Annotated in this window: 20 protein-coding genes; 12 read left to right on the top strand and 8 right to left on the bottom strand. The window is 72.2% G+C overall.

Annotated features, from left to right (window positions below; all coding sequences use genetic code 11):
• Window positions 1-82 precede the first annotated feature (82 nt).
• Entirely contained in the window at window positions 83-541 is a 459-nt protein-coding gene (locus OYE22_RS10780; RefSeq protein ID WP_277320207.1) for a hypothetical protein, read from the bottom strand.
• Window positions 542-774: 233 nt separating this feature from the next.
• Between OYE22_RS10780 and OYE22_RS10775 the strand changes: the two genes are divergently transcribed.
• Window positions 775-1,179 carry a hypothetical protein gene (locus OYE22_RS10775; RefSeq protein WP_277320206.1) on the top strand — a complete coding sequence of 135 codons (405 nt, stop codon included), beginning with the start codon at window positions 775-777 and terminating at the stop codon, window positions 1,177-1,179.
• A gap of 240 nt (window positions 1,180-1,419) precedes the next feature.
• On the top strand, window positions 1,420-1,926 hold the full coding sequence (locus OYE22_RS10770; protein ID WP_277320205.1) for a carboxymuconolactone decarboxylase family protein: 507 nt from the start codon (window positions 1,420-1,422) through the stop codon (window positions 1,924-1,926).
• A 277-nt stretch (window positions 1,927-2,203) separates the two neighbouring features.
• On the opposite strand, the gene ispG is transcribed toward OYE22_RS10770, so the two are convergent.
• Together ispG and dxs are read right to left on the bottom strand one after the other, a co-directional pair.
• Complete coding sequence (gene ispG, locus OYE22_RS10765) at window positions 2,204-3,361, bottom strand: flavodoxin-dependent (E)-4-hydroxy-3-methylbut-2-enyl-diphosphate synthase (RefSeq protein ID WP_277320204.1); 1,158 nt, start codon at window positions 3,359-3,361, stop codon at window positions 2,204-2,206.
• A complete protein-coding gene (gene dxs, locus OYE22_RS10760) occupies window positions 3,358-5,277 on the bottom strand; it encodes a 1-deoxy-D-xylulose-5-phosphate synthase (RefSeq protein WP_277320203.1) in 1,920 nt (639 codons plus the stop codon). The genes ispG and dxs overlap by 4 nt, the downstream gene beginning before the upstream one ends.
• 349 nt (window positions 5,278-5,626) lie before the next feature.
• Between dxs and OYE22_RS10755 the strand changes: the two genes are divergently transcribed.
• The 6 genes from OYE22_RS10755 to OYE22_RS10730 all read left to right on the top strand — a co-directional run bounded on the left by OYE22_RS10755 (window position 5,627) and on the right by OYE22_RS10730 (window position 11,117).
• Window positions 5,627-6,580, top strand: coding sequence for a UbiA family prenyltransferase (locus OYE22_RS10755; protein ID WP_277320202.1), 954 nt, complete (start codon window positions 5,627-5,629; stop codon window positions 6,578-6,580).
• A gap of 269 nt (window positions 6,581-6,849) precedes the next feature.
• Window positions 6,850-7,845, top strand: coding sequence for a 4-hydroxy-3-methylbut-2-enyl diphosphate reductase (locus tag OYE22_RS10750; protein ID WP_277320201.1), 996 nt, complete (start codon window positions 6,850-6,852; stop codon window positions 7,843-7,845).
• Window positions 7,846-7,912: 67 nt separating this feature from the next.
• Window positions 7,913-8,995, top strand: a complete 1,083-nt coding sequence (locus OYE22_RS10745) for a polyprenyl synthetase family protein (RefSeq protein ID WP_277320200.1) — start codon at window positions 7,913-7,915, stop codon at window positions 8,993-8,995.
• A 37-nt stretch (window positions 8,996-9,032) separates the two neighbouring features.
• Window positions 9,033-9,599 carry a dienelactone hydrolase family protein gene (locus tag OYE22_RS10740; RefSeq protein WP_277320199.1) on the top strand — a complete coding sequence of 189 codons (567 nt, stop codon included), beginning with the start codon at window positions 9,033-9,035 and terminating at the stop codon, window positions 9,597-9,599.
• Between the two features lie 257 nt (window positions 9,600-9,856).
• Window positions 9,857-10,609 carry a GntR family transcriptional regulator gene (locus tag OYE22_RS10735; RefSeq protein ID WP_277320198.1) on the top strand — a complete coding sequence of 251 codons (753 nt, stop codon included), beginning with the start codon at window positions 9,857-9,859 and terminating at the stop codon, window positions 10,607-10,609.
• Between the two features lie 316 nt (window positions 10,610-10,925).
• The gene (locus OYE22_RS10730) at window positions 10,926-11,117 is read left to right on the top strand and encodes an SPOR domain-containing protein (protein ID WP_277320197.1); all 192 of its coding nucleotides are present in this window, start codon (window positions 10,926-10,928) and stop codon (window positions 11,115-11,117) included.
• A 333-nt stretch (window positions 11,118-11,450) separates the two neighbouring features.
• Here the strand turns inward: OYE22_RS10730 and OYE22_RS10725 are convergent, their stop codons facing one another.
• Window positions 11,451-12,878: an MATE family efflux transporter gene (locus tag OYE22_RS10725; protein WP_277320196.1), complete on the bottom strand. Its 1,428-nt coding sequence runs from the start codon at window positions 12,876-12,878 to the stop codon at window positions 11,451-11,453.
• Window positions 12,879-12,986: 108 nt separating this feature from the next.
• Between OYE22_RS10725 and OYE22_RS10720 the strand changes: the two genes are divergently transcribed.
• The 4 genes from OYE22_RS10720 to OYE22_RS10705 all read left to right on the top strand — a co-directional run bounded on the left by OYE22_RS10720 (window position 12,987) and on the right by OYE22_RS10705 (window position 18,318).
• The gene (locus OYE22_RS10720) at window positions 12,987-13,511 is read left to right on the top strand and encodes a PadR family transcriptional regulator (RefSeq protein ID WP_277320195.1); all 525 of its coding nucleotides are present in this window, start codon (window positions 12,987-12,989) and stop codon (window positions 13,509-13,511) included.
• 77 nt (window positions 13,512-13,588) lie between these two features.
• Entirely contained in the window at window positions 13,589-13,993 is a 405-nt protein-coding gene (locus OYE22_RS10715; protein WP_277320194.1) for an NUDIX domain-containing protein, read from the top strand.
• A 244-nt stretch (window positions 13,994-14,237) separates the two neighbouring features.
• Window positions 14,238-14,675: an ATP-binding protein gene (locus OYE22_RS10710; RefSeq protein WP_277320193.1), complete on the top strand. Its 438-nt coding sequence runs from the start codon at window positions 14,238-14,240 to the stop codon at window positions 14,673-14,675.
• Window positions 14,676-15,213: 538 nt separating this feature from the next.
• Window positions 15,214-18,318, top strand: a complete 3,105-nt coding sequence (locus tag OYE22_RS10705; protein ID WP_277320192.1) for a SpoIIE family protein phosphatase — start codon at window positions 15,214-15,216, stop codon at window positions 18,316-18,318.
• Window positions 18,319-18,475: 157 nt separating this feature from the next.
• On the opposite strand, the gene OYE22_RS10700 is transcribed toward OYE22_RS10705, so the two are convergent.
• The 4 genes from OYE22_RS10700 to OYE22_RS10685 all read right to left on the bottom strand — a co-directional run bounded on the left by OYE22_RS10700 (window position 18,476) and on the right by OYE22_RS10685 (window position 23,094).
• On the bottom strand, window positions 18,476-19,243 hold the full coding sequence (locus tag OYE22_RS10700) for a succinate dehydrogenase/fumarate reductase iron-sulfur subunit (protein ID WP_277320191.1): 768 nt from the start codon (window positions 19,241-19,243) through the stop codon (window positions 18,476-18,478).
• Window positions 19,240-21,330 (bottom strand): fumarate reductase/succinate dehydrogenase flavoprotein subunit, encoded by a 2,091-nt coding sequence (locus tag OYE22_RS10695; RefSeq protein WP_277320190.1) that lies wholly within the window; start codon window positions 21,328-21,330, stop codon window positions 19,240-19,242. Before OYE22_RS10695 ends, OYE22_RS10700 begins: the two co-directional genes overlap by 4 nt.
• 99 nt (window positions 21,331-21,429) lie before the next feature.
• Window positions 21,430-22,257, bottom strand: a complete 828-nt coding sequence (locus tag OYE22_RS10690) for a hypothetical protein (RefSeq protein ID WP_277320189.1) — start codon at window positions 22,255-22,257, stop codon at window positions 21,430-21,432.
• 552 nt (window positions 22,258-22,809) lie between these two features.
• Complete coding sequence (locus tag OYE22_RS10685) at window positions 22,810-23,094, bottom strand: hypothetical protein (protein WP_277320188.1); 285 nt, start codon at window positions 23,092-23,094, stop codon at window positions 22,810-22,812.
• Window positions 23,095-23,338 lie beyond the last annotated feature (244 nt).

Below are 23,338 nucleotides of genomic sequence, written 5' to 3'. Positions count from 1 at the left end.
GCGCGGGCCCACCGTCGCCACCTGTCGGTGAGTCCAGGCCCGCCCACCGCCGAGCGACCCGCCACGGCCCGCCGTCCGGGCGTCAGGCGTCCGCTTCCAGGTCCGTGCGCATCGCGTCCCGAAGCGTCTTGATCGCACGTATCAGCAGGTGGAGTTCCTCCTGTAACTCCTCGTCCGTCGCGCCCTCCTGGATGCGGTCCCGCACGTCGCGCAGCTTGCGCAGCGCCGCGTCGGAGTGCTCCACGACGGGCGCGGTGGCGGTGAGGGCCATCTGGTAGCGCAGCTCGTACGCGCCGCCCTCAAGGAAGATCGCGGCGGCCTGGCGCGCCCGCTCGTCCACGGCCAGGTCCGCGCGGCGGACCTCCTTGAGCCGGCCGCGCGTGCGCGTGAGGGCCGTCAGGTACTCGCCGTAGAGCTGGCGGCGGACGTCCTGTTTCCGTGTCGTCTCCTCCCGCTTCCAGCGGAGGCGGTCCGCGACGAGCGTGGCCCCCACACCGATCGTCGCGCCGAGCGCCGTGCCCACGAGTGTCCCCCAGTCCACGGGGTCACCCTAGAACGCCTGCCGTCCGTTCGGGCCGCGCGTGCGAAACGGGTCCGCTCACGCCCGCCCCTACCGCCCTCCCGTCCCCGGCAGCGTCGCGTTAGCAAAGCGTGAGCGCTCGCTGGCAGCCTCGGCGTGCAAGGGGGCCGGCCCTCGGGAGGGGCCGGCCGATGCTCGCGTACGGGTGCGCCTCCGGTGGTGCGCCGGCGCACCACCGGAGGAAGCGAACAGGTATGAAGCTCAGGAGAACGAAGGCCGTACTCGTCACCGCGGCGGCCGTGGCCGGTCTGGCCGTGGCGGCGTCGCCCGCGCAGGCGGACGTGTGCAACGTGGGTGGTGGCCGCGTCATCTGCGAGTACGCCATCGCCACGTACACCTTCGACAACGGGGTCAAGCAGGAGTTCGCGATCGGCACGGACTACGCCGTGTGGACGCGCTGGACCAACACCTCCGGCAAGTGGAACTCGTGGTCCTCCATGGGCGGCGAGGTGCGCAGCGGCGTCACCGTCTGCCCGTTGCCGCACGACACGTTCTTCATCTCGGTCACCGGCACCGACGGCAAGCTGTGGGAGCGCGTGCGCTTCAGCTACCCGAACGGTGAATGGTCCGGGTGGGAGCGCGGCTCGGGCTGCCACTGACCCGCACGCCGGCGCACGCCGGACGAAGCACCGCGAGGGCGCGCGCGGCCGGACCCCGGCCGCGCGCGCCCGCGTGCCGTCACGCCCTCATGGTCGCGGCGCCGATCACCGGTAGCGGCGGAGGTGGTCACCACCTCGGTCAGGCTGGTCCGTCAAAAAAATCCGCGCCAGGCTGTCACACGCGGCTGCCGCGATCCGTCAGGTCGGTGAAGGCAACAAGCCAGTACCGAGGAGACGATGATGAACGCACGCTTGATCACGGCAGAGGTTCCGATGGCCCCGCGGATGACCGAGGACCCCTCGGAGCTGGTCCCCGAGCTGGCGGAGGTGTCGGCGGCGCTGTTCAAGGTCGTCGGCAACGGCTCGGTACCGCGCTCCACGATCAGCCTGGTACACCTCCGCGCGGGTCAGATCGTGGGCAGCACCTATCTGACCGTTCTGCACACGGGATTCCTGCGTAAGGCACGGGTGTCGGAGGCGCAGATCACGTCGGTGGCCTCCTGGCAGGACTCGCCGTACTTCTCCGCCGCCGAGCGGGCCGCGCTGGCCCTGGTGGAGGCCGTGCTCCAGCCGGCCGCGTCGGGCGAGCGGGTACCGGACGAGCTGTACGCGCAGGTGGCCGAGTACTACGAGCCCAAGGCGCTGGCCACGCTGATGTTCGCGATCGGCCAGGTCAGCTTCTTCACGTCGATCGCGCTGGTCGCCAAGCCGGTCCCCGGCCGGTCCTTCACCGACCCCTGGAACTGATGCCCCCGGGGTAGGGCCCGAGCGCGGCTCGGGCCCTACCCGGCCCCGCCTCCGTCCGTGAGGCCGTGCCCGTACGGAGGCCGTGCACCGAGCCCGCGGGTTCGCGCCCGTACGCCCGTACGGGAGGCCGTGGCCGTACGCGAGGTCGTACGCACCCGCACCCGCTGACGCCACCGCCACCGCCGCCGCTGCCGCCGGCTCCGCGCGGCGTGCGGGAGTGGCCCCGCACGCCGAAGGGCGGCCACGCCGCAGCGTGACCGCCCCGATGCGCGGGTGCCTAGCCCGCCACGCTGATCTGCGGCTCGCCCGACTCGACGCCGGCCTTCTCCATCTCTTCGGCGATCTTCATGGCCTCGTCGATCAGGGTCTCCACGATCTTCGACTCCGGCACGGTCTTGATGACCTCACCCTTCACGAAGATCTGCCCCTTCCCGTTACCCGACGCCACACCCAGATCAGCCTCACGCGCCTCACCCGGCCCGTTGACCACACACCCCATCACCGCCACCCGCAACGGCACCTCCATCCCCTCAAGCCCGGCCGTCACCTCATCAGCCAGCTTGTACACATCCACCTGCGCCCGCCCACACGACGGACACGAAACGATCTCCAACCGACGAGGCCGCAGATTCAACGACTCCAGAATCTGGATACCCACCTTGACCTCCTCCACCGGAGGCGCCGACAACGACACCCGAATCGTGTCCCCGATCCCCTCCGCCAACAACGCACCAAAAGCCACCGACGACTTGATCGTCCCCTGAAACGCCGGACCCGCCTCCGTCACACCCAAGTGCAACGGATAGTCACACTGAGCCGCCAACTGACGGTAGGCATTGACCATCACCACCGGATCGTTGTGCTTCACCGAGATCTTGATGTCCCGAAACCCGTGCTCCTCGAACAACGAGCACTCCCACAACGCCGACTCCACCAACGCCTCCGGCGTGGCCTTGCCGTACTTCGCCAACAACCGCTTGTCCAACGACCCGGCGTTGACCCCGATCCGAATCGGCACCCCCGCATCCGAAGCCGCCTTCGCGATCTCCTTCACCTTGTCGTCGAACTGCCGGATGTTCCCCGGATTCACCCGCACCGCCGCACACCCCGCGTCAATCGCCGCGAACACGTACTTCGGCTGGAAGTGAATGTCAGCGATCACCGGGATCTGCGACTTCTTCGCGATCGCCGGCAACGCCTCCGCGTCATCCTGCGACGGGCACGCCACCCGCACGATCTGACAACCCGACGCCGTCAACTGCGCGATCTGCTGCAACGTCGCGTTCACATCAGCGGTCAACGTCGTCGTCATCGACTGCACGGACACCGGGGCATCACCCCCGACAGGCACCGAGCCCACCTGGATCTGGCGGCTCACCCTACGGTCAGCAAGCTTGGTCGGAACGGACGGCAGGCCAAGGGATACAGCGGTCATGAGACATCCTGAAGATGGTGGGCGCCGGCCGTGGCCAGCGATTCGTGGACTGTCTGGGCGATGTTGTCGGCGGTCAGGCCGGCCTCGTCCAGCAACTCGTTCCTACTGCCATGCTCGAAGAACTTCTGGGTCAGGGCGAACTCGCGTACCGGGGTCGTCACCCGGGCGTCGCGGAGGGCTTGGGTGATGGCGGAGCCGACGCCGCCGACGCGGCCGTTGTCCTCCACCGTGGCCACCAACTCGTGCTCGGCCGCCAACCCCACCAACGCGGAGTTCACCGGCTTCACCCACCGCGGGTCGACCACCGTCACCCCCACCCCACGCTCCGCCAACAACGCCGCCGCCTCCAACGACACCTGCGCCATCGCCCCCACCGACACCAACAACACCCGCGCCACACCCTGCGGCCGCGCCAGCACGTCCAACCCACCCACCGACGCCACCGGCTCGATGTCCGCACCCACCGCGCCCTTGGGATAACGCACCACCGTCGGCGCGTCCTCCACCTCCACCGCCTCCCGCAACAACGCCCGCAACCGCGCCCCATCCCGCGGCGCCGCCACCCGCAACCCCGGCACCACCTGCAAGATCGACATGTCCCACATGCCGTTGTGCGACGGCCCGTCATTACCCGTCGCACCCGCGCGATCCAACGCGAACGTCACCCCACACCCATGCAACGCCACATCCATCAACACCTGGTCAAAAGCCCGGTTCAAAAACGTCGCGTACACCGCCACCACCGGATGCACCCCACCAAGGGCCAACCCCGCCGCCGACGTCACCGCGTGCTGCTCCGCGATCCCCACATCGAAGACCCGCTTCGGATACGCCTTGGCGAACGCCTCCAATCCCACCGGTTGCAACATCGCCGCCGTGATCCCGACGATGTCCTCCCGCTCAGCGCCGAGCCTGACCATCTCGTCCGAGAACACCGACGTCCACGACGGGCCGGACGGCTTCTTCTTGGCGGAGACCGCGCCGATGGCGTGGAACTGGTCCAACTCGTGTTGCTCGGCCGGAGCGTGGCCCTTGCCCTTCTGGGTGATGCAGTGCACGATCACCGGCCCGCCGAAGGCGCGGGCCCGCCGCAGCGCCGACTCGACCTGCGCGGTGTCGTGGCCGTCGACCGGGCCGACGTACTTGAGGCCCAGGTCCTCGAAGAGGCCCTGCGGGGCGACGAAGTCCTTGAGGCCCTTCTTGGCGCCGTGCAGGGTGTCGAGCAGCGGGCCGCCGATGACGGGCGTGCCGCGCAGCCGGTCCTTGCCCCACTCCAGGAAGCGTTCGTAGCCCTGGGTGGTGCGCAGCGTCGTCAGGTGCTCGGCGAGGCCGCCACGGGTGGGCGCGTAGGAGCGGCCGTTGTCGTTGACGACGATGACCAGCGGCAGGTCCTTGGTGGCGGAGATGTTGTTGAGCGCCTCCCAGGCCATGCCGCCGGTGAGCGCCCCGTCCCCGATGATCGCGACCACGTGCCGGTCGGTGAACCCGCGCAGTTGGTGCGCCTTGGCGAAGCCGTCCGCGTAGGAGAGGGCGGTCGAGGCGTGGGAGTTCTCGATGACGTCGTGGTCGGACTCCTCCTGCGAGGGGTAGCCGGAGAGGCCGCCGCGGCTGCGCAGTCGCTCGAAGTCCTTGCGTCCGGTGAGGAGCTTGTGCACGTACGCCTGGTGGCCGGTGTCCCAGAGCAGCCGGTCGCGGGGCGAGTCGAAGACCCGGTGCAGGGCGATGGTCAGCTCGACCACGCCCAGGTTGGGCCCGAGGTGGCCGCCGGTCCTGGACACGGCCTCCACCAGGAACTCCCTGATCTCGCTGGCCAGGGCGGGCAGCTCGTGCGCGGCGAGGCCGCGGACGTCCGCGGGGCCGCTGATCCGGTCGAGGAGCGGCGTGCCGCTTGCCCCGGTCTGCGAGCGAGAACTCAAAATGCACCTCCATTACTGGCGCGTGGGCGACGCTGCCCGCGCGAAATTCCGTGGAACGGCGACCACGGTCAGGGAGTTCGTCGAGGCTGAGGAGGAGAGGGTACGGTGAGACCCTGGTGCGGCGCCCACGCTACGGCCGGCGGGGGACGTATGCGTATGGCAATTGATTGCCTGTGGCGCCACTCAGCGCGCACTGAATTGCTATGGCCAGCAGGTTCCTGTACTTCCTAGCGTGACAATCCCTTGGAATCTGGACGAGCGGCCGTGGCCGCGACGGAACCCAGAAGGTGCGCGCCGCCAGGTCGGCCATGGGAGAGCCCCCGCATCTTCGAACGGGGGGACACTTCTGATGGCGGTAGACACCACTAATCCGGTACGGCGGAGCGGGCGTTTTAACGCCTACGTCAAACTGGGTAAGTTCGCTTTTTTCGACTATGACCTGTGCGTACTGATCGTCTGGTGCGCGCTGCCGGGCCCGCTGCTGTGGGAGGCGTCGACGGGGGCGACCCTGTTGTTCTTCCTCATAGGCCAGGTGGCGATCTTCGCCGCGACGGTCACCTTCGACGACCTGACCGGGCTGCGGGACGGCAGCGACGCCGAGAACTACACGCCCGAGACCGGGCAGCTCCGCGACCTGGCCCGCAAGCCCCTGCTGTCCGGCGCGCTCACGGTGCGCCAGGCCCAGGTCTTCGGTTGGGGCTCGGTCCTGGTGGGCGCGTCCTGCTGGGCCGCCGCGGCCCTCGTCGCGCCGCACAAGCCCGGGTGGCTGCTGGTGCTGTTGCTGGTGGTGGCCGCCAGCGCGGTGCAGTACTCGTACGGTCTCAAGCTCAGTTACCGGGGCGGCCAGGAGGTGCTGATGATCGGCACCACCGGCATGGTGGTGCTGATGCCCTACGCGCTGCTGACCGGTGAGGTCAGCGGGTTGATCGTGTTGGAGACCGTCCTGTTCGGCGCGTGGGCGCTCCAGGTCGCCGCGTACTCGAACATGAACGACCTGGAGGGGGACCGCAAGGTCGGCCGGGTCAACGTGGCCACCATGACCAGCGCCGCCGGCTACCACGCCTTCCTCGTCGCGGTCGCCTCGATCGGTCTCGTCTCCACGGTCGTGGCGATCGCGGTGGACGCGGTGCCCGTGTGGTTCCTGTTGCTGCTGGCCCCGGTGTTCGTGCTGCGCGGGGCGCAGTTGCGTGCCGGCGTGGTGCGCGGCAACCCGCTGGCTGCCCGCATGCTGGGCATCCAGATCCACCGGCTGGGCGCGGTGCTGCTATGTGTAGGCAATCTGCTGTACGTCCACGCGAGCTGAACCGCGCGGCGCGCGGCGGAGCGCTCGCGCCACCGGCGCGCGGGCCGGGCCCACGACGGGGCCCGGCCCGCGCGCCGACGCCCCCGCCACGGGGTCGTGGCAGCCGTGTGACCGACGGCCATAAAGGCCGCCTGACCTGCACGGCAATTGTTTGTGACAGGAGTCTGCTATATCGCTCACACGCGTCGGAGACCAAGAATTGAGAGCGTCAGGCTTTTCCAGTCGTGCGCTACCCGTTCGATGTCCTCGATGCCTGCAGGGAGCAGTCGATGCCTTCGGTAAGTGACACCACGCTCACATCCCCGCAGCAGCGGCGGAAGCGAATCATCATGGCCGAGCCGCGGGGATTCTGCGCCGGCGTGGAACGCGCGATCGGCATGGTGGAGAAGGCCCTGGAACTGTATGGGGCCCCCGTTTACGTACGTAAGCAGATCGTGCACAACCAGCATGTCGTAAGTGAACTCGAGAAGCAGGGCGCGATTTTCGTCGATTCCGAAGACGAGGTTCCGGAAGGCTCGATCTGCGTCTTTTCCGCGCACGGCGTCTCGCCGGCGGTCCGCGGAAACGCGGTCGACCGCGAACTCAAGGTGATCGACGCGACGTGCCCGCTGGTGTCCAAGGTCCACCAGGCGGCCATCCGCTCGTCGAGCGCCGGCAACAAGATCCTGCTGATCGGCCACGCCAACCACGAGGAGGTCGAGGGCACGGTCGGCGAGGCGCCCGAGGACACCATCGTGGTGGAGACCGTGGAGGACGCGCGGCGCCTGGAGTTCGAGCCCGGCACCAACCTGTCCTACCTCACCCAGACCACACTCTCGCTGGACGAGACCAAGGACATCATCGACGAGCTGACCCGCCGCTTCCCCGACATCAAGGGCCCCGGCAGCGACGACATCTGCTACGCGAGCCAGAACCGGCAGAACGCGGTCAAGGACATCGCGGCCCGGTCCGACCTGGTGCTCGTCGTCGGCTCCGACAACTCCAGCAACTCGGTGCGCATGGTCGAGGTCGCCATCCGCCAGGGCACCCGGTCCTACCTGGTCAACGACGTCTCCAAGCTGGACGAGCGGTGGCTTGAGGGCGTGGAGTCCGTGGGCGTGACCGCCGGCGCCAGCGCCCCCGAGGTGCTGGTGCAGGAACTGGTGACCCGCCTGACGGAGTTGGGTTACGGGGACATCGGCAGCGTGACCACGACCACCGAGGACGTGGTGTTCTCCATCCCCGGCAGCCTGTTCGCACACGCCGGCACCAAGCCCGCGCGGTAGGAAGCCGCCAGGTCGCCGAACCGCCCGCCTGAACCCACCCCGTTCGCCCCGTTAGCAGGGAGACGCCGTGACCGGAACCGTGTCGAAGACCCCCGTGGCCACGGCCGACGACCCGACCGCAGAGCGCGCCGAACTGGGGCGGCTGCTGGGCGGGGTGCAGGGCCGGCTGGAGGAGCTGCTCGCCGCCGAGCGCCGCGAGTGGCACGCCGCCAACCCCGACTCGGTCGCCCTGGTGGACGCCATCGCCGAGGTGATATTCAGCGGCGGCAAGCGGCTGCGGCCCGCCTTCTGCGCGGCCGGCTACCTGGCCGCCGGCGGCGACCCGACCGCGCCCGAGGTCGTGGACGTGGCCGCGGCCCTGGAGGCGCTGCACACCTTCGCGCTGCTGCACGACGACGTGATGGACGCGTCCGAGCTGCGCCGCAACAAGCCCACCGCGCACGTGGCCCACGCCGAACTGCACCGCCGCGAGGGCTGGCGCGGCGAGCCCCGGCGCTACGGCGAGGGCGTCGCCGTGCTCGCCGGCGACCTGGCCCTGACGTACGCGAACCGGCTCGCGGCCGGGGCCCCGACGCGGGTCCGTGGCGTGTGGGGCGAGCTGTGCACGGAGCTGATGGCCGGCCAGTACCTGGACATCAGGGCCGCCGCCCGGTTCAGCCCCGACCCCGAACTGGCCCGCCACATCGCCCTGTTCAAGTCCGGCCGGTACACCATCTCGCGCCCCCTGTCCCTCGGCGGGTTGCTCGCCGGTGGCAGCGAGGTGACGCTGGCGGCGTTCGAGGAGTACGGCCTCGCGGTCGGCGAGGCGTTCCAGTTCCGCGACGACCTGCTGGACGCCTTCGGCGACACCGACGCCACCGGCAAGCCCAGCCAACTCGACTTCCGCCAGCACAAGATGACGCTGCTGATGTCCTTCGCGCTGCGCGACGAGCCCGCGATCAGCGACCTGGTCGGCGACGACCTGGCCGGCACCGACCCGGACGAGCTGTACGCGACGCTGGTCGCGACGGGCATCCGGGACCGGGTCGAGGCCGTCATCGAGGAGCGCGTCAAGGTGGCCTGCGAGGCGGTACGGGCCGCTGACATCAGCCCGGAGTGGGCGGCGGAACTGTCCACCATGGCCCACCAGGCCGCCTACCGCGACCACTGACCACCGCCCGCCCGGGCCGCACGGAGCATGATGTCCCATGACCACCATCGCGCTGTTCCACTCCGTGCTCGGCCCGCGTCCCGCCGAACTGGACGCCGCCGAGCGGCTCCGCCGCGCCGGCCACGAGGTCGTCACGCCGGACCTGTACGCCGGCGCGCGGGCCACCACCCTCGACGAGGGGTTCGCCCTGCTCGACCGGGTCGGCTGGGACACGGTGGTCGAGCGGGCCCGGCGGGCCCTGGCCGGGCTGCCGGACGAGACGGTGCTCGCCGGCGTTTCCATGGGCACCGGTGTCGTCAGCGACCTGTGGCCCGAGCGCCCGGCCACCGCGGGCGTGCTGCTCCTGCACGCGGCCGCCGAGTTGCCCGCCGCCGTCCGCCCCGGGCTGCGGGCGCAGTTGCACGCCGCGGACCCGGACGCGTTCGCGCCGCCCGAGCGCGTGGCGGCCCTGCGCCAGGCGGCGCACGCGGCCGGCGTCGCGCTGGAGGTCTTCCGCTACCCGGGCGCCGGCCACTTCTACACCGACCCCGACCTCCCCGACCACGACCCCGAGGCGGCCGAGCTGACATGGCGCCGGGTGCTGGACTTCCTCGCCTCGCTGTAGCGGGCGGCGCACGGGGACGGCGGCGGGGAGGGGCGGGGGCGGGGCGGACCTGGGCGGGCCGGGCCGCGCGTGCGGAGGGCACCCCGAGCCCGTAACTAGCGGAAACGCGCGGGAATAGTCCATTCCTGACCAGCAATGCATCACATCGGGTGATTCGCAGCCCAAAGATTGCCCGTGTTCTCGCACGGTTGCCAAGCTGATGCGGTCCGTTAACCCGCTGGGACCTGTGCTGGGACCTGTTGAAACTGGGAGGGGCCGTGGCCTTTGGCGAGCAGCCCGCTTATCTCCGCGTGGCCGGTGAGCTGCGACAGAAGATCGTCACCGGGGATCTGCCGCCGCGCACCCGCCTGCCGTCGCAGGCCCGCATCCGCGAGGAGTACGGGGTCTCCGACACGGTCGCGCTGGAGGCGCGCAAGGTGCTGATGGCCGAGGGGCTGGTCGAGGGCCGCTCCGGCTCCGGTACGTACGTGCGCGAGCGCCCCGTACCGCGCCGCCTGATCCGCACCGGATACCGCACGGTCGCCGACTGCACCCCCTTCCGGCAGGAGCAGGCCGACGAGACCGTGGCCGGCACCTGGGACGCGAGCAGCATGCAGGAGGAGGCCACGTCGGACATCGCCGCCCGGCTGCTCATCGAGCCCGGCGAGCGCGTGATGCGCACGCGGTACGTGTTCCGCGCCTTCAACGAGCCCGTGATGCTCTCCACGTCCTGGGAGCCGCTGGCCATCACGGGCCGCACGCCGGTGCTGCTGCCCGAGGAGGGCCCGCTGGCCGGGCGCGGTGTGGTGGACCGGATGGCGGCCATCGACCTGGTGGTGGACAACGTCATGGAGGAGGTCTCCGCGCGCCCCGGCCTGGCCGAGGAGACCCATGCCCTCGGCGGCGTACCCGGCCACGTGGTTCTGGTCATCTCGCGTACGTACTACGCCGGGGGCCGGCCCGTCGAGACCGCCGACGTGGTGACCTCCGCCGACCGCCATCGCCTCGCCTACCACCTGCCGGTCCGCTGACCGGGCCCCGCTCCTGACGTCCGCCGCCCCGCGCCCCGGCGCCGCCCGCCTCCGATCCGGCCCGCCGGCACGGCCCCGGCCACCGTTCGCTATCGCATCGGATGTGCCGGTGTGTGCCGGGTGGTCCGGGGCCGTTCGCCGTGCCGTCGCACCCACGACACGGGAACGCGGTGGCCGGATGCGTACCTCTTGGTGAGAACCCGTATCCGCTCCGTAAGGGTCGGGCGTAGGCTCGGGCATATGCGGACTGTGGTTTCCCAGAATGAATGTCGAGGGCGTACGCCGGGGGATGACCGGCCGAGCGAGGGGGTGCGGGATGACTGACAGCGGCCCCGAGCCGACGCTGCCGTGGCTGGTCGTCCGCGAGGACGACAACGGCAACCGCTACCGCGTCGGGCGGTACGCCACCAAGACGGAGGCCGAGCAGGTGGCCGACCGCCTCCACGCGCGCGGCGCCTGCCAGCTCTACGTGGTGGAGCGCTCCACCGCGCCACGACGCACCGCCTGACCCACCGCACCACCGGTCCCACCGCACCACCGGTTCCACCGCACGTCCTGTTCCACGGCACACCCCCCGCTCCGCGCGACTCCCCGAGCGCGCAGGCCAGCAGCGGGACCTCACCCTCACCCCGCGTTCCCACCAAGCCGCCGCACCCTGCCGGCGACCGGGCGACCCGGCTACACCGGCGCCCCGGCACGACGGGCCGCGTCGGCGCGACCCGAGGCCCGACCGCGCGCCGCGAAGCGCGGTCCGGCGGGTGGGTGCGACGCCGCGCGACCCAGTCGTCGCGGTCCACCCGGATCGAGCGGGGCGGGTCGGCGACGTGGAGCTGATCCGGGTTCAGGGCGTGGTGCGCCCGTCGGGCGTGGAGTCGTCGGCCACCGTGGCGGAGGTTTTCGGACGTCTACGGCCACGGCGCGCGACCGCCGGGCGTTCCGTACGCCGATATCTCCTGGCGACGGCCGCGCACTGCACTGCCATGGACGCCGCCATGGCGCCACAGACCCCGGGCAGCCCGGCCCCCGACAGGCCGTACGCGAGCCCCAGTTGGAGCGCCACCCCGACGGCGGTGACGCGCGCGAGCGCGGAGCTGTCGCCGCTGCCTTCGAAGACGCCACCCAGCGCGATGCAGCAGGCCAGCAGCGTGAGGTAGGGACCGATCCAGCGCAGATAGAGCGCTCCCGCCGCGATGACCACGCCCTCGGCGCCGAACGCCCGCATGATCCAGGGGCCGGCGGCGAGCAGTGTCAACGAGGCCGCCGCTCCCAACGCCCCGGCCAGCAGCAGCGCCTGCCGTCCGATGGCCCGGCGCTCGTCGCGGCCCGCCCCGAGCAGGCGGGCGGTGTGGATGGCGGCGCTCTGGCGCACCGCGTAGAACGCCATGGTCGCGACGTACGTCGCCTTGGTGGCGATCCCGTACCCGGCGGCCTCGGCGACGCCGAGCCGGGCGACGACGGCCACGAGGGTCAACGCGCCCGTCATCCGCAGGACGAAGTCGACGGACACGGGCAGCCCGACCGAGGCCGTTCGGCGAGCGTCGCGACCAAGCGAACGAGCCCGGCGCCGTAACGACCCGGCGCCGTGGGTGGGCGCCCCTCTGCCGTTCGCGTCGGCTGCCCACCGGAGCGTGCCGCCGCGGCGCAGGACGACGCAGCCGCAGACGAGCGCCGCCGTGCGGCCGAGCACCGTGGCGATCGCGGCCCCCCGCACTCCGAGGTCGCAGTCGAGGATGAGCCAGGGGTCCAGCGCGAGGATCAGCCCGTTCGCGAGCAACGCGAGCCGCATCGGGGTGCGGGTGTCGCCGGTGCCCTTGAGGATGCCGTCGACGACGTTGGTCGCGAAGAACACCGCGATGCCGGGCAGCGCGATCGAGAAGTAGTCGGTGGCGAGAGCCAGCGAGTCACTGTCGGCACCGCCGAGCACCAGGTGGGCGAGCGGCTCGCGGCACAGGTATCCGCCAATGGTGACGGTCGGCGTGATGAGCGCCCACAGGGCCCAGCCGCCGCGTACCGCGGCACGCAGCCCCGCGGGATCGCCCGCCCCGCTGGCGCGGGCGACCAGCACGGTCGTGCCTGATCCGGCGGCGAGGGCCACCCCGAGCAGCACGTTCTCGACGTTGGTCGCGACGGCTACCGCGGCGACGGCCGCCCCGCCCAGCCGCGCCACCCAGACCATGTTGATGATCCCGGCCACGACGCCCGAAAGGAGTTCGCAGTAGATCGGACCCGCCAGTGACACCAGTGCGCGCCGGTGTTCGGCCGCCTTCATCGCCGCCCCCTCTTTTCGCTGTACCTCGAAACGAGGTACAGCGAAAAGAGTTAGCATGCACCTTCGAGGCGTGCAAGGTTCGGATGGACGCGGGAAGGGGTGCGACGCGTGCTGGAGCTGTCGATGTTGGGGTTCCTCTACGAGGAGCCCCTGCACGGGTACGAGCTGAAGGCCCGCATCCGTGGCCTCAGCGGTCACCTGCGCCCGGTCAGCGACGGAGCGCTCTACCCGGCCATCGCCCGACTGGTGAAGGCGGGGCTGGTCGAGCAACGTACGGAGCCCGGCAGTGGCGCCGCGCCGCGCCGCATCCTGTCCCTCACCGAAGCGGGGCGGGCGGAACTATGGTCCCGGCTGCGGCATCCCAGGGACGTCGACATCACCGACGGCCAGCGCTTCTTCACGCTGCTCGCCTTCCTGCGCCACCTTCCGGACCGGGCGGAGCAGGTCGCGGTCCTCCGTCGGCGGCAGGACTTCCTCGATACTCCGGCGAGCTTCTTCTACCGCGACGGCGAGCCGGTGAGCGCCGAGGACGTGCCGGACCTCTTCCGCCAGGGCATGCTCCGCGTCGCCCGCGCCACCAGCGAGGCCGAGCGGGCGTGGCTGGCCGAGGCGATGGCGACCCTGACGGACTGAGCGCGGTCCGGCCCCCCACCCCCGCTCGTTAGGGTCCTGGCTGACGCGGGACGGACGACGACGGCGGAGGCGCGGCGATGGCGGCGGAACTGATCGACACGGTGGCGTGGGTGCGGGTGGAGGGCGGCAGGATTCTCTGCGCCCGGCCCCGGGGCAAGGACGTCTTCTACATCCCCGGCGGCAAACGGGAGGGCGCGGAGAGCGACCTGGAGACCCTGCTGCGGGAGATCGAGGAAGAGTTGACCGTGGTTCTGGACGCGGCCAGCGCGCGACACGTGGCCACGTACGAGGCCGAGGCGTCCGGGGTGCCGGGTGGTGCCGTGGTGCGGATGAGCTGCTACACGGCGGAGTACCAGGGGACGTTGTCGGCGAGCAGCGAGATCGCGGAGCTGGCCTGGTTCTCGTACGCGCACCGGCCGCTGGTCCCGCCGGTCGACCAGCTTCTCTTCGACGATCTTCGGGCCAGCGGCGAGTTGGCGTGAGGCCGCGCCCGGCTCGGGTACTCGCCTGAGCCGGACCCCGAGCCGGGCCCCGGCCGGGCCTCGCCGTACGGGCTCGGGTGCCCGGGCGGTCGCCTCCGGAGCACTCCGCCGTGGCGGGCCCCGGTAGGCCGAATGTGGCACCACGCCGCCGCTCGGACGATAGGCCCACCCGAATATCGGGTATGTGCTGATTAACCCCGTCTAACGTGGACAATTCGATGGGGCTCGTCGGCGTTCAGGGGAAGTGGTGGGCGTGAACGACAGCGCAGGAGCCGTGGCGTCCACGCCCGGCTTCGCCGAGTGGAGCTTTCCCGCGGCGCCCGACTCCGTGCGCCAGGCCCGGGAGCTGGTGCGGGACGCGCTGGCGGACTGGGGCCTGAAGGCGATGAGCGATGTGACGGTCCTGCTCGTCAGCGAGCTGGTCACCAACTCGCTCCGGTACGCGAGCGGCCCGATCGGCGTGCGCATGTACTTCCGACCGCTGCCCGACCCCGGCGGGCGCGCGCTGTTGGTCGAGGTGTCGGACCCGGTGGAGGACCCGCCCCGGGAACGCGCCGCCGCCCCCGAGGACGAGGGCGGGCGCGGGCTCCAGTTGGTGGCCTGCGCGTCCCGGCGCTGGGGGACGCGGCGGGGCACGGTGGGCAAGACCGTCTGGTTCGAACTCACCATCGCCGCCGAGTGAGCCACCCCGGAGCGAGCCGAAGAGGGCGGGCCCGTCAAGACCGGGGGCTTGGGCGCTGGAGTAACGCGTGGGGCGCGTGCGCCGACAGATGAGCCCACCGGGCTGGCCACGTCCCTGAACTGTCTGGTTAGAGTCGGGTCTGCCTGGTGAGGAGTCAGGCAGCAGCGGTCTGCGAAAGCGGCCTGGCCTGCCGCGATGAGCGGTCGGCGAGACCCTTCGCGGCGACGGGGGCCCGGCCGGCGCGCCATGGCCCCTCGGGGGCTGATGTGGGTCCGATGGGGAGCCGCTGAAGCCCGAACGGGTCCGTGCTGGACCCGGGGGACGGCTTGTTGAGCGTTCGCGATCGCCACGTCGCACGAGAGTGCGTCGAGACCGTGCTGTGATCGTGAAGGCCGTGCAGGGATTGGCTGGAGTGCTGGATACTCGGCCTTCTGGGCCGGTCCTAGCACCTGAGCCGGAGGAGACGGGCAGTGAGCGACATGCCAGCGGGAGCGGGGACGCCCGACGGGACGGAGACCGCGCCGATTTCGGCACCGATGTGGCAGGGCAGTCCGCCGGGCTCCATCTACGACTACGTCCAGGTGGCCTCCTTCTCGCTGGGACCGGACGGGCGCGTGGACCAGTGGAGCGAGCGCGCGGCCGAACTCCTCGGCGTGCCGGCGCACGAGGCGATCGGCCGCGACCCGGTGGAGGTCTTCGTCCCGCACGAGCTGCGCGAGCAGGGCCACCGCAAGGTCGCCGAGCTGCTCGACGGCCGCGAGTGGACCGGCCTCGTACCGTACCTGCGCCCCAAGCCCACCCCCGCCGACCAGCACACCAGCACCCCGCCCGGCGCCGCCCCGACCGCCCAGCGCCCCCCACCGCCCCGCCGCACGGCCCCACCTCCGCGCCCGGCGGCCCCGCCTCCGGCGAGCCGATATCCGACGCACCCGACCCGGCTCCGCACGCCGCCACCGAGACGCGTACCGCCCCCGGCCCGCACGGCGCGCCCGAGGCGCCCCCCGTGCCCGGCCAGCGCGGTGCGGGCGGCCCCGACGAGTGTCCGGACCCGCCCGTGGCGCGGGGCACCGGCCGCACCTGGGTAGGCGGCCGCGACCCGCGCGACGAACTCGGCGACGGGCCGTACGGGCTCGCCGAGATCTATCTGATGCCCACCCGGAACGACATGGGCGAGCGCTCCGCGCTGTGCATCGCGGTGGACGTCAGCGCGCTGCGCCAGATCGAGACCGACCTCGCGGCCTCGCAGGCCGTTTTCGGTCAATCTCCGCTGGGCTTCTTCTTCGCGGACAAGAATTTGCGCCTGATGCGGGTCAACGAGTGCTTCGCCCGCGCCTTCGGCCGCCCCGTCGACTGGCACCGCGGCCGCACCCCGTACGACTTCCTGCCGCGCGCCGAGGCCGAGCGGTTCAGCGCCTCGCTGCGCCGGGTGATCGAGACCGGGACGCCGGTCACCGGGATGCAGATCGTCGGCTCGCGGTACGGCGAGACCGAGCGGCACCGCTGGCAGGTCTCGTTCTACCGGCTGCACGGCGGCTCCGGGCGGCCGATCGGCGTCGCCGGACTGGTCATCGACATCACCGGGCGGCGCCGCGCCGAGCAGGAGGCCGCCGGCGTGCGGCGCAACCTCGCGCTGCTCAACGAGGCCGGGGCCCGCATCGGGACCTCGCTCGACCTGGAGACCACCGCCCGCGAACTCCTGGCCGTCGCCGTGCCGCAGTTCTGCGACCTGGCCTCGGTCGACCTCTACCAGGGGCTGCTCGCCGGCGACGAGGCGGTCCCTGAGCTGCGGGCCGCCACCCGCCCGTCGAGCCCGGGGCGCCGGCGGACCGGCGAGCCGGCGAAGGGCAGCGCGCCACTGCGCCGGGTCGCCTTCGCCAGCGCCGTCTCCGACGGCCCGGTGGCGCTCTCCGGCTACCCCGAGGCCGAGCCCGACGACCTGGCGGGCCCCATCGGCCTCGGCATACCCGGCGCCGCGAGCCACGCCGGCGCGTCCGGCCCGGGCGGCGGCACCCCCTTCGGCGACCGGGCGCGGCGCGCGGCGGGCCGGCGGCCGGTGCAGGTCGGCGAGGCCCACCGGTACCCGCCGCACTCGCCCTGCGCCACAGCCCTGGCCACCGGGCAGGTGCGCGTCATCCCCGGCCGGGACAGCGGCGCCGACCCGGACGCCGGGCCGGAACTGGGCGCGGTCGTACAGTCCACGCTCGCGGTGCCGATGGTGGCCCGGGACACCGTGGTGGGCCTGGTCCAGTTCTCCCGCGCGAAGGGCAGCGAGCCGTTCGGCGAGCGCGACACCGCGCTCGCCGTCGAACTCGCCGCCCGCGCCGCCGTGTGCATCGACAACGCCCGCCTCTACCGCCGCGAGCACGAGCGCGCGCTCATCCTCCAGCGCAGCCTGCTGCCGCCGGGCGACCCGGAGGCCGCCGGGCTCGACATCGCCTGCCGCTACCTGCCCGGCAGCGAGGCCACCGAGGTGGGCGGCGACTGGTACGACGTCATAGAGCTGCCCGGGCACCGCACCGCGCTGGTCGTCGGCGACGTGATGGGGCGCGGCCTGCGCGCGGCCGTGGCCATGGGCGAACTGCGTACCGCCGTGCGCACGCTGGCCATGCTCGACCTGGAGCCGGCCGAGGTGATGACCGCCCTGGACGAGATCGCGCAGGGCCTCGGCGCGCCCGGCACCACCCGCGCCTCCACCCGCACGGCGGGCCGCCAGGGTCCGGCCCGTGGCGGCAGGTCGGCCGGGGCACGCGGTGAGGCCGGCGACTCCGACCTGTCCGAGATCTACCTCGCGACCTGCGTGTACGCCGTCTACGACCCGGTCACCCGGCGGTGCACCATCGCCAACGCCGGACACCTGCCGCCGGTGCTCGTCCCGCAGGGTGGCCAGCCGCGACTGGTGGAGCTGCCGCCGGGGATGCCGCTCGGCGTGGGTGGCGAACCCTTCGAGGAGATGGAGTTCGAGCTGCCGGACGGGGCGCTGCTCGCGCTGTACACGGACGGGCTCGTCGAGTCGCGGGATTATTCCCTGGACGTCGGCATCGAGGCGTTGCGCGCCGCGCTGGCCGCCCCGCCCGCCGCCGCGGACGACGTCAGCCCGCTGGAGGGCATCTGCGACCACGTGCTGAACGCCCTCGGCACCCACCACGGTGAGGACGACACGGCCCTGCTGATGGCGCGGATGCAGGGGCTGCCCGCGCACGCGGTCGGCGACTGGCGACTGCCGCGCGAGCCCCGCTCGGTGGGCCGGGCCCGCGAACTGGCCTGTCAGCAGCTGCGCGAGTGGGGCCTTGAGGCGCTGGTGGACACGACCGAGTTGCTGGTCAGCGAGCTGGTGACGAACGCGCTGCGGTACGGCGAGCTGGGCGTGCCACCGGCGAAGCAGGGCGGCGAGATACGCGTGCGGCTGCTGCTCGACCGGGGCCTGGTGTGCGAGGTGTGGGACGGCGGGCTGGTGCAGCCGCGCCGCCGCCGGGCCCGCGACACGGACGAGGGCGGGCGCGGCCTGCAACTCGTCGGGCTGCTCAGCGCGGCATGGGGCAGCCGGCGTACGCCCCGGGGCAAGACCGTCTGGTTCGAGCTGGCCCTGCCGAGCGGCGAGACGAGCGGCGTGGACGCGACCGAGGCGCTGCTGAGCATGTTCTGAGGGCGGTTGGCCACCTCTGTGGCCCCGCGCCAAGTCGGCCTACCCGTAGGGCGGTTGACGAGCGCGGGCCCGCCCCGAGGGGGTCCGGCGCGCGGCCCGGTCCGGCACGCGCCCCGGGTGGTGCACGGCGCGGGGATCGCCCCGCGCCGTGCCCGGGTCACTGTCCGCGGCGCCTGATCTTGTTGCCCAGCCACACCAGCGGGTCGTACTTGCGGTCGACCGCGCGCTCCTTTAGCGGGATGAGCGCGTTGTCGGTGATCCGGATGCCCTCCGGGCACACCTCGGTGCAGCACTTGGTGATGTTGCAGTAGCCGAGGCCGTGTTCCTCCTGCGCGGTGCGCTTGCGGTCGATGCCGGCCTCGTCGGCGGCGTCCAGCGGGTGCATGTCGAGTTCGGCCACGCGCATCAGGAAGCGCGGCCCGGCGAACGCGGCCTTGTTCTCCTCGAAGTCCCGCACCACGTGACACGTGTCCTGGCACAGGAAGCACTCGATGCACTTGCGGAACTCCTGCGAGCGCTCCACGTCCTGCTGGGCCATCCGGTACTCGCCCGGGCCCAGCTCGGCCGGCGGGACGAACGCGGGGATCTCGCGGGCCTTGGTGTAGTTGAACGAGACGTCCGTGACCAGGTCCCGCATCACCGGGAACGTCCGCATCGGCGTCACCGTGATGGTCTCGCTCTCCTCGAAGACCGACATCCGCGTCATGCACAGCAGCCGCGGCCGGCCGTTGATCTCGGCGCTGCACGACCCGCACTTGCCGGCCTTGCAGTTCCAGCGCACCGCCAGGTCGGGGGCCTGGGTGGCCTGGAGCCGGTGGATGATGTCGAGCACCACCTCGCCCTCGTTGACCTCGACGGTGAAGTCGCGCAACCCGCCGCCCTCGGCGTCGCCGCGCCACACCCTGAAGTGCGCCTGGTAGCTCACCGGCTCAGCTCCTCGTCCGTCAGATACTTCACCAGTTCGTCCCTCTCGAAGAGCTGGAGCAGGTCCGGCCTGATCGGCGGGGTCGCCGTGCGGGCCAGCGCGATCTGCCCGGACTGGTCGCTGACCAGGCCGCCGAGCCCGGGCTCGGCGACGACCGGCTCGGCGACGACCGGCTCGGTGACGGACTCGGCGGTGGTGGCCACGCCACCCGCCGGTCCCGCGCCCACCGGTCCGTTCGCCGCGCCGCCCACCGGCTCCGCCGCCTGCGCTTCCTCGGTCGCCAGCCGGCACCGGAGGTTGACCGTGCGCCAGGCCCGGTCCATCGCGGGGTGGTCGTCGCGGGTGTGCCCGCCGCGGCTCTCCGTACGCTCCAGCGCCGCCCGCGCCACGCACTCGCTGACCAGCAGCATGTTGCGCAGGTCGAGCGCCAGGTGCCAGCCCGGGTTGAACTGCCGGTGCCCCTCGACGCCCGCCCGGCGGGCCCGCGCGCGCAGCCCGGCCAGCCGGTGCAGTGCCTCGGCCATCTCCTCGTGCCGCCGGATGATGCCCACCAGGTCGTTCATCGCCTGCTGCAACTCCTGGTGCAGGGTGTACGGGTTCTCCACCGGCCCGCCGGACGGGCTCGCGCTCGCCTCCTCGGCGCTGAACGGGCGCAGCGCCTCCGCCTCGGCCGCCGCGGCGTCGGCCGCCGCGATCACCGGCCGGTCGGCGCCGACGTCAGCGGCGTGGCGCGCCGCGTACAGGCCCGCCCGGCGGCCGAAGACCAGCAGGTCGGACAGCGAGTTGCCGCCCAGCCGGTTGGAGCCGTGCATGCCGCCGGCGACCTCGCCGGCGGCGAAGAGGCCCGGCACGCCGGTGGCCGCCGCCGTGTCCGGGTCCACCTCGACGCCGCCCATGACGTAGTGGCAGGTCGGGCCGACCTCCATCGGCTCGGCCGTGATGTCCACGTCCGCCAGCTCCTTGAACTGGTGGTGCATGGACGGCAGCCGCCGCTTGATGGTCTCGGCCGGCATCCGGGTGGACACGTCGAGGAAGACGCCGCCGTGCGGGGAGCCTCGGCCGGCCTTGACCTCGGCGTTGATGGCGCGGGCCACCTCGTCGCGGGGGAGAAGTTCGGGTGGGCGGCGGTTGTTGTCCGGGTCCTCGTACCAGCGGTCGCCCTCCTCCTCGGTGAGGGCGTACTTGTCCTTGAAGACCTCCGGGATGTAGTCGAACATGAACCGCTTGCCCTCGCTGTTGCGCAGCACCCCGCCGTCGCCCCGCACCGACTCGGTGACCAGGATGCCCTTGACCGACGGCGGCCAGACCATGCCGGTCGGGTGGAACTGCACGAACTCCATGTTGATCAGCGGGGCGCCGGCCAGCAGCGCCAGCGCGTGCCCGTCGCCGGTGTACTCCCAGGAGTTGGAGGTCACCTTGAAGGACTTGCCGATACCGCCGGTGGCCAGCACCACCGACGGCGCCTCGATGACGAAGAAGCGGCCCGACTCGCGCTCGTAGCCGAAGACGCCGGCCACCCGCGCCCCGTCCCCGCCCGCTGGCCCGGCCTCCTTGAGCACGCGGGTGACCGTGCACTCCTGGAACACCTTGAGCCGCGCCTCGTGGTCGCCGAACTCCCGCTCGTCCTCCTGTTGCAGCGAGACGATCTTCTGCTGGAGGGTGCGGATCAGTTCGAGCCCGGTGCGGTCGCCGACGTGGGCCAGGCGCGGGTACTCGTGGCCGCCGAAGTTGCGCTGCGAGATCCTGCCGTCGGCCGTACGGTCGAACAGCGCGCCCCAGGTCTCCAACTCCCAGACCCGCTCGGGGGCCTCGCGCGCGTGCAGCTCGGCCATCCGCCAGTGGTTCAGGAACTTCCCGCCGCGCATCGTGTCGCGGAAGTGCACCTGCCAGTTGTCGCCCTCGTTGACGTTGCCCATGCTGGCCGCGATGCCGCCCTCGGCCATCACCGTATGGGCCTTGCCGAACAGGGACTTGCAGATGACGGCCGTGCGCATGCCCTGTTCGCGCGCCGCGATGGCGGCCCGCAGCCCCGCCCCGCCCGCGCCGACCACGACGACGTCCCACGCCTGCCGCTCGACTTGCGTCATGTCTCTTGTTTCCCTCTCGCAGCCTTGGAGTTGCCCGGGCCCCGGGGGCGGCTCGCCGCCCGCGGGGCGGGCGCGTTGTCACCGCTCCCGTGGGCGGTGTCAGAAGAAGGTCGGGTCGTCGAAGGCTCCGATCGCCAGCAGGTACACGTACAGGTCCGCGAGCGCCACGCTGACCAGCGAGTACCAGGCGAGCCTGGCGTGCCGCGCGTTGAGCTTGCCGACCCAGCCCCACAGCCGGTAGCGCACTGGGTGCTTGGAGAAGTGCTTGAGCCGCCCGCCGACGATGTGCCGGCAGGAGTGGCAGGAGAGCGTGTACATCCACAGCAGTACGGCGTTGGCCACGAAGACGACCGTGCCGAGGCCCATGTGGCCCCACTCGTAGTGCTCGTCGCGGAAGGTGAGCACGGTGTCGTACGTCAGGATGCTGGCGACGAGCAGCGCGGCGTAGAAGAAGTACCGGTGGATGTTCTGCATGATCAGCGGGAAGCGGGTCTCACCGGTGTACTTCTGCCGGGGCTCGGGCACCGCGCACGCCGGGGGCGAGGCCCAGAAGCCGCGGTAGTACGCCTTGCGGTAGTAGTAGCAGGTCAGCCGGAAGCCCAGCGGCAGGATCAGGATCAGGACCGAGGGGGACAGGCCCCACCAGGTGCCGAACAGGGCCCAGTTGGGGCCGTCGCGCATCGGCTCGCAGTTCTCGGCCAGGCACGGCGAGTAGAACGGCGAGACGTAGGGCGCGTCGTAGTAGTCGGCGTTGGAGAACGCCCGCCAGGTCGAGTAGACGACGAAGGCGAGCAGTCCGGCCGCGGTCGCGGCGGGCGGCAGCCACCAGCGGTCGGTGCGCAGGTGGCGTTCCGGGATGGCGGCGCGCAGCGTGCCGTGCACGCCGCGCGCTCCCGTCCGGACGTGGGGGTCGGTGCCTGTGGCCAAGGGAGACTCCGCGGTGGCGTGGTAGCGGCTCGGATCTGCGGGCGGGTGGACGGGTGGCCGATGGTGGACGGGTGGGCCGGCGGTCGGACGGGTGGACGGATGGGGCGGTGAGCGGTGTGGTGCGGGTGCCGCGCGGCGGGGTTCGCGGTGCGGGCGCCGTGCGGGCCGGGTGCCGCGAGGGAGCGGGTCGGCGCGACGGGTGCGGCGCCCGGGCGGCCGGGGGCGTACGGGCGGTACGCGGGTGCGTGCGCGCGGACCGGCGCGCGGGCCGGGCGGGTGCGCGGGGGTGCGGCGGGTGGTGCGGGGCGGGGCGGTGGTGCGCCGGGCGCCGGCTCCGGCCGGGCGGTACGTGTCTCTGACCTGCGGCGGCCGGCCGGTCGCGGTGCGCCGGCGCACCGCACGCGCGAGGCGGGCGCCAGCTCCGCCGTACGCCCCGGCGTACGGGCGCTCCGGGGACGCCCGGCCGGGGGAGTGGCGCGGCCCGGGCGGCGACGCGCCGTGCGGCGCGTGCCGGCGCCCGGGCCCCGGCCTGCCGGCGGTGGAGCGGCTTCACTAGGGGGCGCGGCCCTCCCGGGAGCCCAGGCCCTCGTCCTCGGCGTCCGCCCACAGCGTGCGGTCGTAGGGGGTGTCGGGGACGGGCACCCGCTCCGTCCGGACCGGTTCCGAGGGGGACGCCGCGCGCAACAGCGCGACGCTCTCGCGGAGATGGTCCGCGTCGGTACGCACCCTGCGGACGTCCAGGCTGTCGGACCCGACCTGTTTCTCCAGGCGTCCGACGGAGCGGACCAGGTCGTCGAGACTTCGCTGAACGGCCGTCAAATCATCGTGTACGGACATGACTTGTCCTCACTTCCGCGGTTGCGGACGGCGACACTCATGCGACAGCGAGTGTCGCGCGCCGCGCCCGCTGTTGGGAAGAGATCTGCCGGGATTCTGGGCGCACACCGGTCATATCGCGCCCCTCCCGCCTCAAGACTAGACCCGCGCGAAGGCCCGGTTCGGCACCGCTAGGCCGTCCGGGTGGCGCGCCGTCGAGGCCGTGACGTCGCTGGTCAGAATGGGCTAGGCCGGCCGGGTGGCG

This window comes from Streptomyces sp. 71268, from assembly GCF_029392895.1.
Lineage (GTDB): Bacteria > Actinomycetota > Actinomycetes > Streptomycetales > Streptomycetaceae > Streptomyces.
Note: the sequence above shows the minus strand (reverse complement) of the source record. Positions and strands in the feature narration are given on the sequence as shown.